This window comes from Rhodococcus sp. ENV425 (genome assembly GCF_002887785.1).
GTDB lineage: Bacteria > Actinomycetota > Actinomycetes > Mycobacteriales > Mycobacteriaceae > Rhodococcus > Rhodococcus aetherivorans.
On sequence record NZ_PCZU01000262.1, the window covers coordinates 6,655 to 21,369 of the forward strand.

Below are 14,715 nucleotides of genomic sequence, written 5' to 3' on the forward strand. Positions count from 1 at the left end.
CGTGGTCAGCCGAAGTCGTCGAGGCCGCGCCGGCGCAGCTCGCTCCACACGTCGGCGGGATGCACCCCGCGACGGACGGCGTCGTTCTCGATCAGCACGCCGAGCATCTGCGAACTGAGGAAGGCGACGTCCTCCGGGCGGTGCGTGCCGCTCTTGACGGTGAGCCATCCGGACACGTCGCCGCGTTTCGCGGCGCGGGCCATGTCGAGCACCGAGCCGAACAGCTCTGCCGACCCGGTGTCGCGGTCCTCCCGGGATCCGGGCTCGCGCACGCTGGTCATGCGCTCGCCCCTGCGTGTTCGTCGCGCCGGGCCTGACGGGCCAGCGCCCGGTCCCGGGCCTCCTCGAACCGCTCGGCCTTCGTCTGCAGGTCGGTGAGGAAGGCGTCGAGGTCCTCGCGCAGCTGTTCGCCGCGGCCGCCGAAGTCGGTGCGGTCGAACACGCGCCACTTGCGGAGCACCGGCAGCACCACGTCGTCGAGATGCTGCCGCAGGTCGTAGATGCCGCCCTTGGCGATCAGCACGGCGTTGCGCCGGAAGTTCGCCATCGACGCGCCCGGCATCCGAAAGCGGGTCAGCACGCTCATGATCGCGGCGAGCGCCTGGTCGGGGGCGATGTCGAGGGCGCCCTCGACGATGTTGCGATAGAACATCATGTGCAGGTTCTCGTCCGCGGCGACGCGGGCGAGCATGCGGTCCGCGATCGGATCCCCGCAGGCCTTACCGGTGTTGCGGTGCGAGACCCGGGTCGCCAGTTCCTGGAAGGTCACGTACGACACGGACTCGAGCATCGACGTCGAGCCCGGGTCGAATCCGGTGGTCATGTGCGCCATGCGTGCGTTCTCGAGCGCGACGGGGTCCACACCGCGGGTGACCACCAGGTAGTCCCGCATGACGACGGAGTGCTTGTTCTCCTCGGCCGTCCAGCGGCCCACCCACGTGCCCCAGGCGCCGTCGAGGCTGAAGTGTTCGGCGATCTCGCGGTGGTAGGAGGGCAGGTTGTCCTCGGTGAGCAGATTGGTGATCATCGCTGCCTGCGCGGTTTCGGACAGCGCGGACTGGTCGGGGTCCCAGTCGATGCCGCCGAGGGCGGCGAAGTTGCGGCCCGCGTCCCACGGAACGTAGTCGTGCGGATGCCAGTCCTTCGCCATCGCCAGGTGGCGGTGGACGTTGTCCTCGGCGATCGGCTCGAGCTCTCGGAGCAGTTCGAGATCCGTGAGTTCCCTGGTCACAGTGATGTATTCCCTCTCTGGTGGGACCCCGGGCGCCCCCCTGCGGCGCCCGGCGGTCGGTTCGGTCGGGTCAGAACCCGATGCGCATGATCAGTTGCGGCAGGCCGTCGATGTCCATCCGCTCGGCGAGCCGGTCAGCCGAATCCTCCACGCGCAGTGGATAGGTGAGTACGGACGCCGACAACCGGGCGTCGACCGCCGCCAGCCACGCCCGCTCGGACGCGATGCCCACCCGGACCAGGTCGATCGGATCGCCGGAGTGCACCGAGAACACCAGCACGGTCTCCCGGTCGATGGCCGCCGCGAGTTCGGCGGTGTCCGGCACACCGGTGGTGATCAGCGCGCGCCCGGCGGGTCCGCCGGCGTCGAGATCGGCGCCCCAGTCGGTCACCACCTCGGCGTTGCCCTCGGGGTGCCAGTGCGACGTCCACCGGAACATCTCGCGCTGGTAGTACGGATTGCGGCGCATCGCGTCGGCCGAGTAGGTGAGCATGTCGGCGAGCGCCGGGGCCTCGTCCGACGCCAGCAGGCGAACCTCGACCCCGGGTAGGTCGGCGGCGGCCATCACGTCGGCGATGGTGGTCGCCGGCACCGGGATCCGGGCGAACGACTCGCGGTGGCTGCGCCGGTGCGAGATGGCGGCGAAGAACCCCAGGTCGGTGCTCGAAGGAGTGGCCGGCGCCGCTGCCTCGATCCGTGCGATCAGCTCGGGCCGCTCCGGCTCGGGCAGCAGCAGGGTCCGGGTGCTCCAGCCGAGCACCCGGATGCCGAGTTCGAGGTTGGCGACGGCGGCTCCGCACGAGATCAGCCGATCCGGGCGCAGGGGGTCCTGGCCGGGGGCGGCGAACTCGACCCGCTCCTCGAGTTCGGCCGTGCGGGCCGGGAGGCGCAGGTTCCACGGCTGAGTGTCGTGGATCGAGGGGGCCTCGATCACGGCACGCGCGATCACCTCGGTGTCGCTCGTGGACCAGGTGTCGGGCACCGTGGACATCGCAGCCTCCTCGTCCTGGTCGGTCACCTCGCACGGCTCATCGAGGATGACTGTCCGAGCATCGCCCGCGGGCTGCACCGGGCGCATGTGCCGAAGGTCCCGAAACTGCCGTCGAACGGCCCGGGGTCGGCGGCGCGCGAGCGAGCTGAGACGATGGTCACCGCAATGCCGGTGTCAGGAAAGGTGAGGGACGATGCCTCGGGTATTTCTCGTCGACGACCATGAGATCGTGCGGCGCGGGTTGGTCGACCTGCTCGACAGCGTGCCCGACTTCACGGTTGTCGGGGAGGCCGCGTCGGTCGGTGAGGCGCTGGCCCGCATCCCGGGCAGCGGAGCCGAAGTCGCGGTGCTCGACGTGCGCCTGCCCGACGGCAACGGCGTCGAACTGTGCCGCGAGCTGCGGGCCCGCATGCCGGAGCTGCGCGCGCTCATGCTCACCTCCTACGCCGACGACGAGGCCCTGTTCGACGCGATCATGGCGGGCGCGTCCGGATTCGTCCTCAAGCAGATCCTCGGCACCGACCTGGTCTCGGCGATCCGGACCGTCGCGGCCGGCGGCTCGCTGCTCGACAGCCGGGCGACGGCCGCGCTCATGGAACGCATCCGCGCGTCCCGCACGGCGGACCCGCTCGCCGAGCTGTCGGAGCAGGAGCGGGCCGTGTTCGAGCTGATCGGGGAGGGCCTGACCAACCGCGAGATCGCCGAGCGGCTGTTCCTGGCGGAGAAGACGATCAAGAACTACGTCTCGCGGCTGCTGGCCAAGCTCGGGATGCAGCGCCGCACGCAGGCCGCGGTGCTCGCCACCGAGCTGCGCAAGCAGCGCGAGGTCTGACGGGGACCCCGGGTCACAGGGGGACCTGCCACAGCACGCGCGTCCCGCCCCTGTCGCCGGGTCCGGTGCTGCAGCGGCCGCCGCACTGCTGGGCGCGCCGCTCGAGGTTCGCGAGGCCGCTGCGGCGCGGGGTGTCCGGCAGCCCGATGCCGTCGTCGACGATCTCGATCGTGAACTCGTCGCCCGCGGTGACGGATACGGAGATCTTCTCCGACTGCGAGTGGCGCAGCGCGTTGCTCAGTCCCTCCCGCAGCACCGCCTCGGCGTGTGGATGGATGCGTGCGGGTACGAGAGTGTCGATGGCGCCGGCGAATTGGACGTTCGGCGCCACGGGGGACTGAGTGGTCAGGTCGCCGACCACATCCAGCAGCCGCCGCCGCAGGCTGGTCGACGCCGCGGCGCCGGTGGTATGCAGATCGAAGATGGTGGTGCGGATCTCGCGGACCGTACGGTCGAGCTGCTCGACGGCGTGTTGGACGATGTCCGCGACCCGGTCCGGATCGGTGCCGGGCACCAGGGTGCTCTGCAGGCTCATCCCGGTGGCGAAGAGGCGCTGGATCACGTTGTCGTGCAGATCCTGTGCGATCCGGTCCCGGTCGGCGAGCACGTCGAGCAGCCGCTTCTTGCGTTGTTGCGCCGCGAATTCGAGTGCCACCGTGACCAGGTCGGCCATGGACTTAAGGCGCGTGACCTCCGCGTCGTCCCACGCATCGGAACGGGCCGACCGGGTGGCGATCAGTACGCCGGTGACCCCCGACGTGGCGGACAGCGGCAGGATCGCGGCGCGGCCCGCGCCGGCTGCCGGAAGCCCCTCGAGGTTGTCGGTGATCAGTGTGCGCCTGGTGCGGATCGCCTGCAGCACAGGAGAATCGGTGAGGTCGAGACGCGAGCCCGTCGCCGGCGGGCCGGGCGCGGCGGCGGCCCGGACGGTCCCCTCGGTGCCGTCGACCAGCAGGACGTAGGTGCCCACGGTGTGGGCGAGGGCCCGGACCCGGTCGACCAGGAGCGCCAGGGTCTCGTCGACGGAACCGCCCACCAGCAACCGTGAGTTGATCGCGGCCACCGCCTCGAGCCAGCGTTCGCGGGTGAGGGACCCCTCGAACAGGCGGGCGTTGTCGATCGCGACGCCCGCGGAGGTGGCGAGGACCTTCAGGATCACCTCGTCCTCTTCGGTGAAGGCGGGACCGTCGATCTTCTCGGTGAGATAGATGCTCCCGAAAACCCTGCCGCGCACCATGATCGGCGTGCCGAGGAAGCTCTTCATCGGTGGGTGGCCGGGTGGGAAGCCGATCGAGGCGGGATGCTCCGACAGGTCCGCGATCCGCACCGGCCGCGGGTCGTTGATGAGCAGGCCGAGCAGGCCCCGGCCCTCGGGCAGGTGCCCCATGCGGCTGCGCTCGGCCGGGTCGATGCCGACGTACACGAACTCCGACAGCCTGCCGTCGGGCGCCCGCACGCCGAGCGCACCGTAGCGGGCGCCGAGCAGCGCGACGGCCGCGGAGACGATGCGCTGCAGCATGGAGTCGAGTTCGAGGCCCGACCCGACGACGAGCACCGCCTCGAGCAGGCTCTGCATGCTCGCCGGGGTGGTAACGGTGTCGGTGAGCCGTTCACGGATCTCGGCGAGCAGTCCGTCGATGTCGGCGGTGTCGTCGATCGTGCCGTTGTCACCGGGAGCGCTCACACCCGTCAGCATAGGTGCACTCCTCGCGCGGCCCTGCGTGCCGGTCCGTGCACCGCGGCAAAAGGGGGCAACACGGCCGCAGCCCGTCGCCGGCGTGTGAGAATCCGCATATGGAGAACGGGCCCGGACGGGCCGGGTTCGACGGAGACGGGTGACGGCTGCCATGGGAGTTCCGCCGCGCGGTGCCGCGCTGTTCACCGACCTGTACGAGGTCACGATGGCGCAGGCCTATCTGGCTCTGGGAATGTCGGACACGGCCGTGTTCGAGACGTTCTTCCGCAAGCTTCCGCCGGGGCGGTCCTATGTGCTGGCCGCCGGCCTGCCCGACGTGCTCGATTTCCTCGAGGCGTTCCGGTTCGAGGAGGACGACCTGCAGTACCTGCGCGGCCTCGGCCTGTTCTCCGACGAGTTCCTCGAGCGGCTCGCCGGGGTGCGTTTCACCGGCGACGTGTGGGCCGTGCCGGAGGGCACCGTCGTCTTTCCGAACGAGCCGATCGTCCAGGTCGTCGCGCCGATCCTGGAGGCGCAGCTCGTCGAGACCTTCGTTCTGAACCGGATCCACCTGCAGTGTGTCCTCGCGAGCAAGGCCGCGCGGGTGGTCGAGGCCGCCCGCGGGCGGCTGGTGGTGGATTTCGGGGCGCGCCGGGCCCACGGCACCGACGCCGCCCTCGAGGTCGCCCGGACCAGCTACCTCGCGGGTGCGGCGGGAACCTCCAACCTGCGCGCGGCCAAGGAATACGGAATACCCGCGTTCGGCACGATGGCCCACAGCTTCGTCCAGGCGTTCGACGACGAGTTCGACGCCTTCGAGGCGTTCGCCCGGCTCAACCCCGGCACGACGTTGCTCGTCGACACCTACGACACACTCCGCGGCGTCGACCTGGTCGTCGAACTGGCGGAGCGACTGGGCGACCGGTTCGACGTGCGGGCGGTCCGGCTGGATTCCGGGGATCTCGGGGCGCTGTCGAAGGCGGCGCGCGCCCGGCTCGACGCGGCGGGTCTGCACGACGTCCGGATCTTCGCCTCGTCGGGCCTCGACGAGTACAGCGTGGCGGCACTGCTGGCCGACGGCTGTCCCATCGACGGCTTCGGGGTGGGCACCCAGCTCTCCGTCGCCCAGGACGCGCCCACGCTCGACATGGCGTACAAGCTCGTCGAGTACGCCGGCGTCGGGCGGACGAAGCTGTCGAGCGGCAAGGTCCTCCCTCCCGGGCGCAAGCAGGTGTACCGCCGGGTCGACGACGGCGTCTTCGCAGGCGACATCATCGGCCGGCCCGACGAGAACCTCCCGGGTGAGCCGCTGCTGGTGCCCGTGATGCGGGGCGGGCGGCGGCTGTCGCAGTACGACGCCGGACTCGACGCGGCGCGACGGCGTGCACGGCAGCAGATCGACGCTCTTCCGCCGGCGCTTCGTTCCCTCGACGAGGCGGGAGCGCCGTATCCGGTGGCCGTGAGCGCACGGGTGCAGGACGATCTCGACCGGTTACGCCGGGCGCGGCAGACTCCCTGACCGGGGCCTGCCGCGTCGGGCGGGCGGAGGCCGCTTCGGGGCAACTCGCCGTGCCGACGGTGGCGTTCGCGCTCTTCGACCCAATGGATTTCGTTCGGCGCCTTTTCGGTGGGCAGCTGCGTTCATCCGTCTGCACCGGCGATGGTTGCGCGTCGGGACCGTCCTTGCTACCTCTGAGCAGATGAGGGAAGAAGCCGCGGGAGGTACGGAGGCCGGCACGGATCCGGTCGAAGCCGCCCGGCGAGCACTCGCCTCCGTGGGCACGTTCTTGATGTCGGCGGCAGACCTGTGGCGATCCATCGGTGCCGACGCCGATGCGTGGGTTCGGTTCTCCGCGCATTGGGAGGAGCTTGCGCCCGACCCGTACGCGGCAGAACAGGGCGTTCACCGGCTGCGGCGCTACGGCCGGTTCCGGTACCGGGCGGCCGACGGCGCGCTGGCGCCGACGGCGCACCGTGAATTCGTACAGCCTGACGACTCCAACGCTCTCTACCTCGCACGAGACCGCCATTTCGAACCGCTGACAGCCGCGTTCCTCGAAGATCCGCTGTTCGAGCGCACGGTGAAGCTGGTGGGCCGGATCGCGCCGGTCCTCGACGAAGCTCCCGAATGGACGGTCTGGGTGCATCCGTTCCGCGTGGTCGCAACGGCGGATGACGAGGGCCGGCCCACGCCCGAGGGCGTGCACCGCGACGGTGTCACGCTGGTCAGTTCCCTGTTGATCGGCGTCGACAATGCCGTCGGCGGCGAAAGTTCGGTGTTCGGCCCGGAGGGCGATCGACTTCTGACGACGACCCTGCGCGAACCCGGCACCTTCCTTCTGGGCGACGACCGTTGCACCCGGCACGGTGTTTCGCCGATCCGAGCGGTCGACCGCGGCAAGCCGGCACGTAGGGACGTGCTGGTGGTCACCTGCGTACCGTCCTGATCGGCCTCTTGCGGCGGGACATGAGCACAAAGGCCGCCACCGCCACAGCGATCGGCAGGGCGCTGACAGTCAGCATGGTGAGTCGCACCGCGTCGGCCAAGTCCGCTCCGAGATCGAGACCGCCCACCTGCCGAAGCAAGTTCGGGTCGTACCCGGCGCCGCCGGGGCTCTGCGCCACCGCGCTACGCGCGGCATCCACGGCCTGCTCGCCCTGAGTCGCCGTCAGCCCGCGAGCCTCGGTGTCGGCCAGCCATTCTCGCTGGAAGAATACGTTGAGAAGCAGCAGGTACACGGTGGGCCCGAACGCATAGCCGGTCATCCCGAAGGCCAACTGCACGGAAGCCACCGTTCCGGACTGCCCGCTCGGCGCCTGGGAGAGCACCGTCTCGGACACCGATGTGGAGGTCACCATGGAGCCCAGGTTGTACAGCCATACGGCCGCCACGAGCAACCACAGCGCCATTGCCGGGTTGACCGTGCCCGCCATCAGCAGTCCGCCGGCTGCCATGAGCAGGAGGCCGACGACCATCACCGGTCTCGGCGAGAACTTCCCCACCAGGCTCCCGGACAAGACCACGAAACCGGCGATCAGCAGTGTGCCGGGGAGGAACAACAGGCCGATGGTCTCCGGTGACAGCGCGAGCACCACACTGCCGAACTGCCCCAGGACGATGCCGAGCCCTGCCATGAGAAAATTCAGCGTGAAGGCCGCCGCCAGAGCCACGCTGAAGGGCCGGCTTCCGAACAGAGCCAGGTCCAATGCCGGTTCGGGGGTGCGGTGTTCGTGGCGAACGAAAAGCACGGCGGCGACCACGCTGACGGCCAGCGGCAGCCATGTCTCGGGCCGGAAGACGCCGTTCTGCGCGGCTGCCAGTCCGATGACGAGTGCCAGGAGGGCCATACCGACCAGGATGACGCCGGCCACGTCCAGCCGGGCGCGATGCTGAACGGGCGTCTCCGGGACGTACCTCGCCGTCAGCAGAAGCGAGATCATGGCAAGCAGCGGTGCGACCAGGAACACAACTCGCCAGCCGACGGCCGCCACCGCCCAGCCCGTCAACGCCGGGAGTACCCCGCAGAGAACCATCTCGATGGCCACGAAAACGCCGATGGCCGTCGGCCGCTGCTTGTCCGTCACGGACGTCTTGAGCAGGGCCAGCGGCACTCCGAGCAGCGCCGTCATTCCCAATCCGTCCAACACGCGCATCGCAAGCAGAAAAGCGTAGTTGGGCGAGAGCATGGAGAGCAGATTGGCGACCGTGACGACGACCAGTCCCGACCTCAGCAAGCGTCGAAGCCCGAACGCGTCGCCAAGGTTGCCCGCGGCGAGGACGGCTGCGGCCATCACCAGCGTCGCCATACCGCCCAGCAATCCGACGACCTGCGGTGGCACGTCGAGGGCCCGGCTCACCTGCGGCAGATTCAGGCTCAGCACCAGCGGGTCGACGACCGTGATCGTGAAGGCGAGGGACAGGGCCAGGATGATCGGCAGGGTCCTCGCGTTGGTCCGCAACCGAGACGTAGGCACCGCCCACCTCCCCTGCTCCCACGTCCGACCTGATCGACTCTAGCCCCGGCTTCCGCGTCCCGTCGGAGGTTGGAGGGCCGAACCGACGGCCTGACACCGGCCACAACGGCGGGTCGGCTCGTGGAGGATGCGACGGACCGCCCCGGCCGCCGCCGTCGAGGATCTACACGAGGCCAGGCCCGCCCCGAGGGCAGCGGTCACCGCCCTCCGGCCGGGCCCACGCCACCGACGCGTGACACCCGCGGCCCCGGGTGTCACGGCCGGGACGCCGTGTCCGAGAGCAGTCCGGACACGGCGTGCACGATCGGCAGTGCCGGATCGGTCTTCGCCTTGCCGAGGTCGTGCGCCGTGCCGGTCACCGGGACCAGCACGACGGGCGCCGGAATCAAGGTCAGCGCGGCGCGCATCTCGTCCAGGCTGCCGAACGGGTCCCGGTCGCCGTGCGCGAAGACCGTCGGCACCGTCAGGGACGGCAGGTGCTCGGTGCGGGCCTTCCCGGGCTTGCCCGGCGGGTGCAGCGGATACGACAGCAGGACGAGCGCGTCCGCGACGTCGGGCTGCTCGGCGGCAAGTATCGACGTCTGCCGGCCGCCGTACGAGACGCCGCCGAGCACGAGTGGGCCGACTGTGCGGACCCGCATCGCCTCGGCCGCCGCCGCGATCCCGGCCCGGTCCTCCGCCGCTCGCGACGGCTGCGGCGGCCCCTTCGGCCGCCGGCGCCGGAACGGCAGGTCGAACCGCAACGCGAGGAACCCGGCGTCGGCGAACGCGTTGCACACCTGCCGCAGGATCGCCGCGTCGCAGTTGCCGCCGGCCCCGTGGGTCAGCGCCACCGCGCCGCACGGGACACCGGCCGGGTGGTGCAGCACGCCGTGCACGGAATCGTCGTCGAGGTCCTCGGTCGTCACCGGCCCACGGTAGCCGGACGCGGACGCAGCACCGTGCGCCACAGGTGCACGAGCATCGCCGCGAACACCGCCGCCCACACCGTCACGGCCGCCCACAGTTCCGTCCTGCCGACCACCCCGACCCACGGCAACTCGTCGGCCTCGGCGAGGTAGACCCCGGCGACGCCGTACATCCCGAGCGGGAAGACCACCGACCACAGGCCCGGCTCGTAGCGCAGCCGGATGCGGTGGGTGCGGTGCCGCCACCACCCGGCGGCGACGAGGGCGGGCAGCAGCCACGTCGCGAACGCCCAGAACACCACCACCAGCCCGGCGACGAGTCCACGGGTGGCGTCGACCATCGGGGCCGACTCCATCGCCACGATGCGTGAGCCGGCCACCACGGTGATCGCCGCGGCGCCCATCGACACCCAGTACGACGGCGTGAGGTCCACCGGCCGGAGCGGATACTGCATCATCCGGGCCGCGACGAACACGCCCGCCGCGGCGTAGAGGAACAGGCCGACCGACCACGCGAACACGGCCACCAGCGACAGCGGCCGCCGCAGGTCGTCGTAGATCGGCTCGAGGGTGGCTGCGGCGAGCGCGACCGACTGGGCCGCGACCACCCACACGAACCAGCTGCCGTTGGCCTTGGCGATCACCGGGCGTCTGCGAGTGCCGAGCACCGCCGTCCAGGGAATCACATAGCCGAGCACGAGCCACGTCGCGGCCGCGCCGACGAGCAGGACCGCCGCCGTCGAGTGCCACCCGTCCATGGTCAGGCGGATCCCCAGCACGTTGCTGCCCGCGACGAACGTGAAGAACCCGAACGCGCGGCTCGCGTCGGTGAGGTCGGCGCGGACCTCGCCGCGGAACCGCACGAGCCGCCACCCGGTCAACACCAGCAGGACGGCGTAGGCGGCGACGGACACCAGCAGTAACGCGGCCGACACCGTGACCAGGCCCTGCAGGTGCATGCCGATCGACACGATGCCGGTCGCCATCACGAGCGCGAAGTAGCCGGGGTCGAGCGTGCGGGCACCCCCGCGGAGACCGTCGAGAACCGTCACAGCCGCACGCTACCGCCGTGGTGTCCTTCCGGATCTGCGCGGGTCCCGAACGACACCACTCACTTGACCAGCCGCGACAGCCGCCGGTCCGCGAGGATCTTCCCGCCGGTCTGGCACGTGGGGCAGTACTGGAAGGAACGTTCGGCATAGGCGACCTCGCGGACGGTGTCGCCGCACTCCGGGCACGGCAGGCCCGTGCGGGCGTGTACCCGCATCCCGGACCGCTTCTCACCCTTGAGCCGCGCGGCATCCTGGCCCACGGAACGGCTCACGGCGTCGAGGAGCACCGTGCGCAGCGCGTCGTACAGCGCCTGCCGCTGCTCGTCGGTAAGCCGGCCCGCCGGCGCGAACGGCGACAGCCGTGCGACGTGCAGGATCTCGTCGGAGTAGGCGTTGCCGATCCCGGCGAGCACCTGCTGGTCGGTGAGGGCGGTCTTCAGGCGTGCGGTGCTGCCCGCCAGCCGCGCGGCCAGCTCGTCGGCGGTGACGGCCAGGGCGTCGGGACCGAGCCGGGCGATGCCGGGCACCTGCTGCGGACGGTCGGCGATCCACACGGCGAGGCGCTTGCGGGTGCCGGCCTCGGTGAGGTCGAAGGCGGGGGTGGCGGCGTCGGGGGTGAACAGGTGTACCCGCAGCGCGAGCGGCCCCCGGCCCAGCTTCGGCGGTGCCGGCGACGGGTTGTCCTGCCAGCGCAGCCACCCCGCCCGCGACAGGTGCGTGACGAGCCACAGACCGGCGCAGTCGACGGCCAGGAACTTCCCGAAGCGGGACACGCCGGTGACGTCGCGGCCCTGCAGCACGGTGATCGGCGGGTCGGCGGGCTGCAGGACACTGAGCGCCGCCACGTCGATCCGGCCGACGACGGCACCGACGGCGTGCTCGCGCAGGAACACCGCCAGGGCCTCCACCTCGGGCAGCTCGGGCATGGAGTCAGGCTATCGCCCGTGCGTGCTTCGGGCTGCCCCAACGACCACAACCACGCACGGGCGATAGCCTGTCGTGGTGACTGCCGTGCCGACCCCGTACGAAGACCTCCTCCGCCTCGTGCTCGACACCGGCACGCCCAAGGCCGACCGCACGGGCACCGGGACGCGCAGCCTGTTCGGGCACCAGATGCGCTTCGACCTCTCGCAGGGCTTTCCGCTGATCACCACCAAGAAGGTGCACCTGAAGTCCATCGTGTACGAGCTGCTGTGGTTCCTGCGCGGCGACTCGAACGTCAAGTGGCTGCAGGAGCACGGCGTCACGATCTGGGACGAGTGGGCCGACGCCGACGGCGAGCTCGGTCCCGTCTACGGGGTGCAGTGGCGCTCCTGGCCCGCCCCCGACGGCGGGCACATCGATCAGATCACCAAGGCGATCGACACGATCCGCACCGACCCCGACTCGCGGCGCATCGTGGTCTCCGCGTGGAACGTCGGCGAGATCGACCGGATGGCGCTCGCGCCGTGCCACGCGTTCTTCCAGTTCCACGTCGCCGACGGCAAGCTCAGCTGCCAGCTGTACCAGCGCAGCGCCGACCTGTTCCTCGGCGTGCCGTTCAACATCGCCAGCTATGCGCTGCTGACCCACATGGTGGCCCAGCAGACCGACCTCGAGCCGGGCGAGTTCGTGTGGACGGGCGGGGACTGCCACATCTACGACAACCACGTCGAGCAGGTCACCGAGCAGCTCTCCCGCGCGCCCTACCCGTATCCCACCCTGGAGCTGAACCGGCGCGGGTCGATCTTCGACTACGAGTACGAGGACGTGCAGATCACCGGGTACCGGCACCACCCGCCGATCAAGGCGCCGGTCGCGGTATGACGGAGACGGGCGACATCGTCCTGATCTGGGCGCAGGACCGCGACGGCGGCATCGGCCGTGACGGCGCGATCCCGTGGCGCATCCCCGAGGACATGGCGCACTTCCGGGCCGCGACGACGGGTAAACCGGTGATCATGGGCCGGCTGACGTGGGAGTCGCTGCCGCCGCGGTTCCGGCCGCTGCCCGGCCGGCGCAACATCGTCGTCACCCGTGACCCGGCCTGGTCGGACGCGGGCGCCGAGGTGGCCCACGGCGTGCCGGAGGCCCTGGCGCTCGCCGGCGGCGGTGACGTCTGCGTCATCGGCGGCGGCCAGATCTACGCGCAGGCCATGCCGCATGCGACGCGGCTGCTCGTCACGGAGGTGGACCTCGAGGTCGGCGCGGACGCCTTCGCCCCGCGGATCGGTCCCGGGTGGACGGCCGTGGACGTCGGCGCGCGGCAGGAATCCGGCGACGGAATCGGGTTCCGCTTCGTCCGGTACGCGCGAACCTGACCGGTGGCGCGCCCGGTGGGCCATACTGCGAGGGCGTACCCCGACCAGGAAGGGCTGCCATGGACAAGCTTTCCCTCACGGCTCTGGCGCGACAGCAACTGAAGCTGGCGGCGGCATCGAGCAGCGGCCGCAGCTCGCAGACGATCTTGGGCGGGCACGCCAAGCATCTGCGGCAGACGATGGTGGCACTGCTGGCCGGCCACGAACTCGCCGAGCACGACGGCCCCGGCGAGGGGTCGCTGCAGGTGCTCGGCGGGCGGCTGTCCCTGATCGCCGGCGACGACTCCTGGAAGGGCTCAACCGGCGACTACCTGGTGCTGCCCACCGTCCGGCACAGCGTCACCGCGCTCGAGGACGTCGTGTTCCTGCTGACCGTGGTCAAGTGACCGCTCCCGCCTGCGGCAGCGCGAGACCGCGGTAGCCGCGGTACCCGGCCCAGGCCAGCCGCCGCTCCCGCCACGGGTCGTACTCCACGCGCGTCGGGTCGTCGAAGATGACGGTGGCGCGGTCGCGCTCGTCGTAGCGCGGCCACGACGGCAGCGGCTCGCCCTCCTGCGCGAAGTGCAGCCACTGACGCTGCACCGTGTCGCTCACCGTGCGCAGCGCGCGCCGGCCCCCGGCGACCGTGACCACCCGGCCGAGCGCGGTGTCGGCCTGGCCGAACACGGCGAGCAGCTCGAACGCGTGGGTGGCGTGGAAGCCGGTCCAGCGCAGCAGCGGCGGCGCGTAGTCGAACCGGTAGCTGTAGGTGGGGGCGTGGCGGGCGTGGGCCTGGGCGATCTCGATCGAGGGATGCCAGAACGTGAGATCGCCGCCGAGATCGACGGCCGCGCGGGCCTCCGGGTAGCCGGGATAGGCCGCGACGACGCGCTCCTGGGCCGTGGGATCGGTGAGCCCGAACATCTGCTCGATGCGGAGCTGATTGGTGGGCAGCGCGTCGAGGACCCGCGGGAACAGCGTGCCCTCCCGCGCGTTGGTGCCGATGATCAGCGGAACCCGATGTGCGGCACCGGTTTCGTAGGCTTCGATCGGGGCGGTGGGTAGGTAGTCGCCGTCGATGACGGGACCGAACGCGTGCAGTCCGGGCGTCTGGTGCAGGATGCGCCCGCTGAGCCGCTGGGCGGCGCGGCCGAGCTCCGCCGGGGTCGCGGACTCGAGCGCCGCGACCGCGGAATCTCGTTCTGCGCCGAGCAGTTCGACGAAACGTCGCGCCCACTCGGCCGCGTGGTCGGCGTCGACGACGAGGTTCGGTGCCGAGCTCTGGGCGATGGCGCGGGCGAACAGTCCCGCGGCGGCGGGTGTGGCGAGCAGGGTGGTGACGGCGTTGCCGCCGGCGGATTCGCCGAAGATCGTGATGTTGTCGGGGTCCCCGCCGAAGGCGGCGATGTTGCGGCGCACCCATGCCAGCGCGGCGACCTGGTCGCGCAGCCCCAGGTTCGAGTCGAAAGGCCTTTCCGCCGTGGAGAACTGGGTGAAGTCGAGATAGCCGAGGCTGCCGAGCCGGTAGTTGATCGACACGTAGATGACGTCACCGCGGCGCACCAGCGATTCCCCGCCGTAGAGCGGCATCGCCGTGGTGCCCAGCGTGTAGGCGCCGCCGTGGATGAACACCAGCACCGCCCGCGGCGTCGCGGCGGGCGCCGCGGGCGCCAGCACGTTGAGCGTCAGGCAGTCCTCGCTCGCGGGCTGCTGCTTCCGGAAACCGATCGTCAGGCCGCGCGGGTGCTGGCTCGCCGCGGCGCCGAAGCGGG

Annotated in this window: 15 protein-coding genes; 6 read left to right on the top strand and 9 right to left on the bottom strand. The window is 71.0% G+C overall.

Annotated features, from left to right (window positions below; translation table 11 throughout):
* Nucleotides 1–5 precede the first annotated feature (5 nt).
* The 3 genes from CQZ88_RS23375 to CQZ88_RS23385 all read right to left on the bottom strand — a co-directional run bounded on the left by CQZ88_RS23375 (nt 6) and on the right by CQZ88_RS23385 (nt 2,222).
* Complete coding sequence (locus CQZ88_RS23375; RefSeq protein WP_006933270.1) at nt 6–281, bottom strand: hypothetical protein; 276 nt, start codon at nt 279–281, stop codon at nt 6–8.
* Nucleotides 278–1,231 carry an acyl-ACP desaturase gene (locus tag CQZ88_RS23380; protein ID WP_043797719.1) on the bottom strand — a complete coding sequence of 318 codons (954 nt, stop codon included), beginning with the start codon at nt 1,229–1,231 and terminating at the stop codon, nt 278–280. The genes CQZ88_RS23375 and CQZ88_RS23380 overlap by 4 nt, the downstream gene beginning before the upstream one ends.
* Before the next feature lie 70 nt (nt 1,232–1,301).
* On the bottom strand, nt 1,302–2,222 hold the full coding sequence (locus CQZ88_RS23385) for a nitroreductase family protein (RefSeq protein WP_029541945.1): 921 nt from the start codon (nt 2,220–2,222) through the stop codon (nt 1,302–1,304).
* 193 nt (nt 2,223–2,415) lie between these two features.
* Between CQZ88_RS23385 and CQZ88_RS23390 the strand changes: the two genes are divergently transcribed.
* The gene (locus tag CQZ88_RS23390; RefSeq protein WP_029541947.1) at nt 2,416–3,054 is read left to right on the top strand and encodes a response regulator transcription factor; all 639 of its coding nucleotides are present in this window, start codon (nt 2,416–2,418) and stop codon (nt 3,052–3,054) included.
* Between the two features lie 13 nt (nt 3,055–3,067).
* Here the strand turns inward: CQZ88_RS23390 and CQZ88_RS23395 are convergent, their stop codons facing one another.
* Complete coding sequence (locus tag CQZ88_RS23395; RefSeq protein ID WP_051445996.1) at nt 3,068–4,750, bottom strand: GAF domain-containing sensor histidine kinase; 1,683 nt, start codon at nt 4,748–4,750, stop codon at nt 3,068–3,070.
* 151 nt (nt 4,751–4,901) lie between these two features.
* Here CQZ88_RS23395 and CQZ88_RS23400 point away from each other — a divergent pair, with 151 nt between their 5' ends.
* A complete protein-coding gene (locus CQZ88_RS23400; RefSeq protein WP_043797717.1) occupies nt 4,902–6,248 on the top strand; it encodes a nicotinate phosphoribosyltransferase in 1,347 nt (448 codons plus the stop codon).
* A gap of 181 nt (nt 6,249–6,429) precedes the next feature.
* Complete coding sequence (locus CQZ88_RS23405; RefSeq protein ID WP_043797715.1) at nt 6,430–7,176, top strand: 2OG-Fe dioxygenase family protein; 747 nt, start codon at nt 6,430–6,432, stop codon at nt 7,174–7,176.
* Here CQZ88_RS23405 and CQZ88_RS23410 read toward each other — a convergent pair.
* The 4 genes from CQZ88_RS23410 to CQZ88_RS23425 all read right to left on the bottom strand — a co-directional run bounded on the left by CQZ88_RS23410 (nt 7,157) and on the right by CQZ88_RS23425 (nt 11,590).
* Nucleotides 7,157–8,689, bottom strand: coding sequence for an MFS transporter (locus CQZ88_RS23410; RefSeq protein ID WP_029541955.1), 1,533 nt, complete (start codon nt 8,687–8,689; stop codon nt 7,157–7,159). The genes CQZ88_RS23405 and CQZ88_RS23410 overlap by 20 nt on opposite strands.
* A 269-nt stretch (nt 8,690–8,958) precedes the next feature.
* Nucleotides 8,959–9,654 carry an alpha/beta family hydrolase gene (locus tag CQZ88_RS23415; protein WP_102800385.1) on the bottom strand — a complete coding sequence of 232 codons (696 nt, stop codon included), beginning with the start codon at nt 9,652–9,654 and terminating at the stop codon, nt 8,959–8,961.
* Complete coding sequence (locus tag CQZ88_RS23420) at nt 9,609–10,664, bottom strand: tellurite resistance/C4-dicarboxylate transporter family protein (RefSeq protein ID WP_006933256.1); 1,056 nt, start codon at nt 10,662–10,664, stop codon at nt 9,609–9,611. The genes CQZ88_RS23415 and CQZ88_RS23420 overlap by 46 nt, the downstream gene beginning before the upstream one ends.
* Nucleotides 10,665–10,723: 59 nt before the next feature.
* Nucleotides 10,724–11,590 (bottom strand): Fpg/Nei family DNA glycosylase, encoded by an 867-nt coding sequence (locus tag CQZ88_RS23425; protein ID WP_102800386.1) that lies wholly within the window; start codon nt 11,588–11,590, stop codon nt 10,724–10,726.
* Between the two features lie 85 nt (nt 11,591–11,675).
* On the opposite strand from CQZ88_RS23425, the gene CQZ88_RS23430 reads away from it, so the two are divergent.
* The 3 genes from CQZ88_RS23430 to CQZ88_RS23440 are packed head-to-tail and all read left to right on the top strand — an operon-like array spanning nt 11,676 to nt 13,350.
* Nucleotides 11,676–12,470: a thymidylate synthase gene (locus tag CQZ88_RS23430; RefSeq protein ID WP_006933254.1), complete on the top strand. Its 795-nt coding sequence runs from the start codon at nt 11,676–11,678 to the stop codon at nt 12,468–12,470.
* The gene (locus CQZ88_RS23435) at nt 12,467–12,964 is read left to right on the top strand and encodes a dihydrofolate reductase (RefSeq protein WP_029541961.1); all 498 of its coding nucleotides are present in this window, start codon (nt 12,467–12,469) and stop codon (nt 12,962–12,964) included. The genes CQZ88_RS23430 and CQZ88_RS23435 overlap by 4 nt, the downstream gene beginning before the upstream one ends.
* A 59-nt stretch (nt 12,965–13,023) precedes the next feature.
* Nucleotides 13,024–13,350, top strand: a complete 327-nt coding sequence (locus CQZ88_RS23440; protein WP_006933250.1) for a cupin domain-containing protein — start codon at nt 13,024–13,026, stop codon at nt 13,348–13,350.
* Here CQZ88_RS23440 and CQZ88_RS23445 read toward each other — a convergent pair.
* Nucleotides 13,343–14,715 (bottom strand): carboxylesterase/lipase family protein (locus tag CQZ88_RS23445; protein ID WP_258008742.1); only part of this gene is annotated, 1,373 nt, incomplete at its 5' end. The two genes, CQZ88_RS23440 and CQZ88_RS23445, sit on opposite strands and share 8 nt — an antisense overlap.

What these genes read in the sequence shown, in the direction of transcription:
- CQZ88_RS23375 (WP_006933270.1), bottom strand. Translation starts at nt 281, where the DNA reads ATGACCAGCGTGCGCGAGCCCGGATCCCGGGAGGACCGCGACACCGGG.
- CQZ88_RS23385 (WP_029541945.1), bottom strand. Translation starts at nt 2,222, where the DNA reads ATGTCCACGGTGCCCGACACCTGGTCCACGAGCGACACCGAGGTGATC.
- CQZ88_RS23390 (WP_029541947.1), top strand. Translation starts at nt 2,416, where the DNA reads ATGCCTCGGGTATTTCTCGTCGACGACCATGAGATCGTGCGGCGCGGG.
- CQZ88_RS23395 (WP_051445996.1), bottom strand. Translation starts at nt 4,750, where the DNA reads ATGCTGACGGGTGTGAGCGCTCCCGGTGACAACGGCACGATCGACGAC.
- CQZ88_RS23400 (WP_043797717.1), top strand. Translation starts at nt 4,902, where the DNA reads ATGGGAGTTCCGCCGCGCGGTGCCGCGCTGTTCACCGACCTGTACGAG.
- CQZ88_RS23405 (WP_043797715.1), top strand. Translation starts at nt 6,430, where the DNA reads ATGAGGGAAGAAGCCGCGGGAGGTACGGAGGCCGGCACGGATCCGGTC.
- CQZ88_RS23425 (WP_102800386.1), bottom strand. Translation starts at nt 11,590, where the DNA reads ATGCCCGAGCTGCCCGAGGTGGAGGCCCTGGCGGTGTTCCTGCGCGAG.
- CQZ88_RS23435 (WP_029541961.1), top strand. Translation starts at nt 12,467, where the DNA reads ATGACGGAGACGGGCGACATCGTCCTGATCTGGGCGCAGGACCGCGAC.
- CQZ88_RS23440 (WP_006933250.1), top strand. Translation starts at nt 13,024, where the DNA reads ATGGACAAGCTTTCCCTCACGGCTCTGGCGCGACAGCAACTGAAGCTG.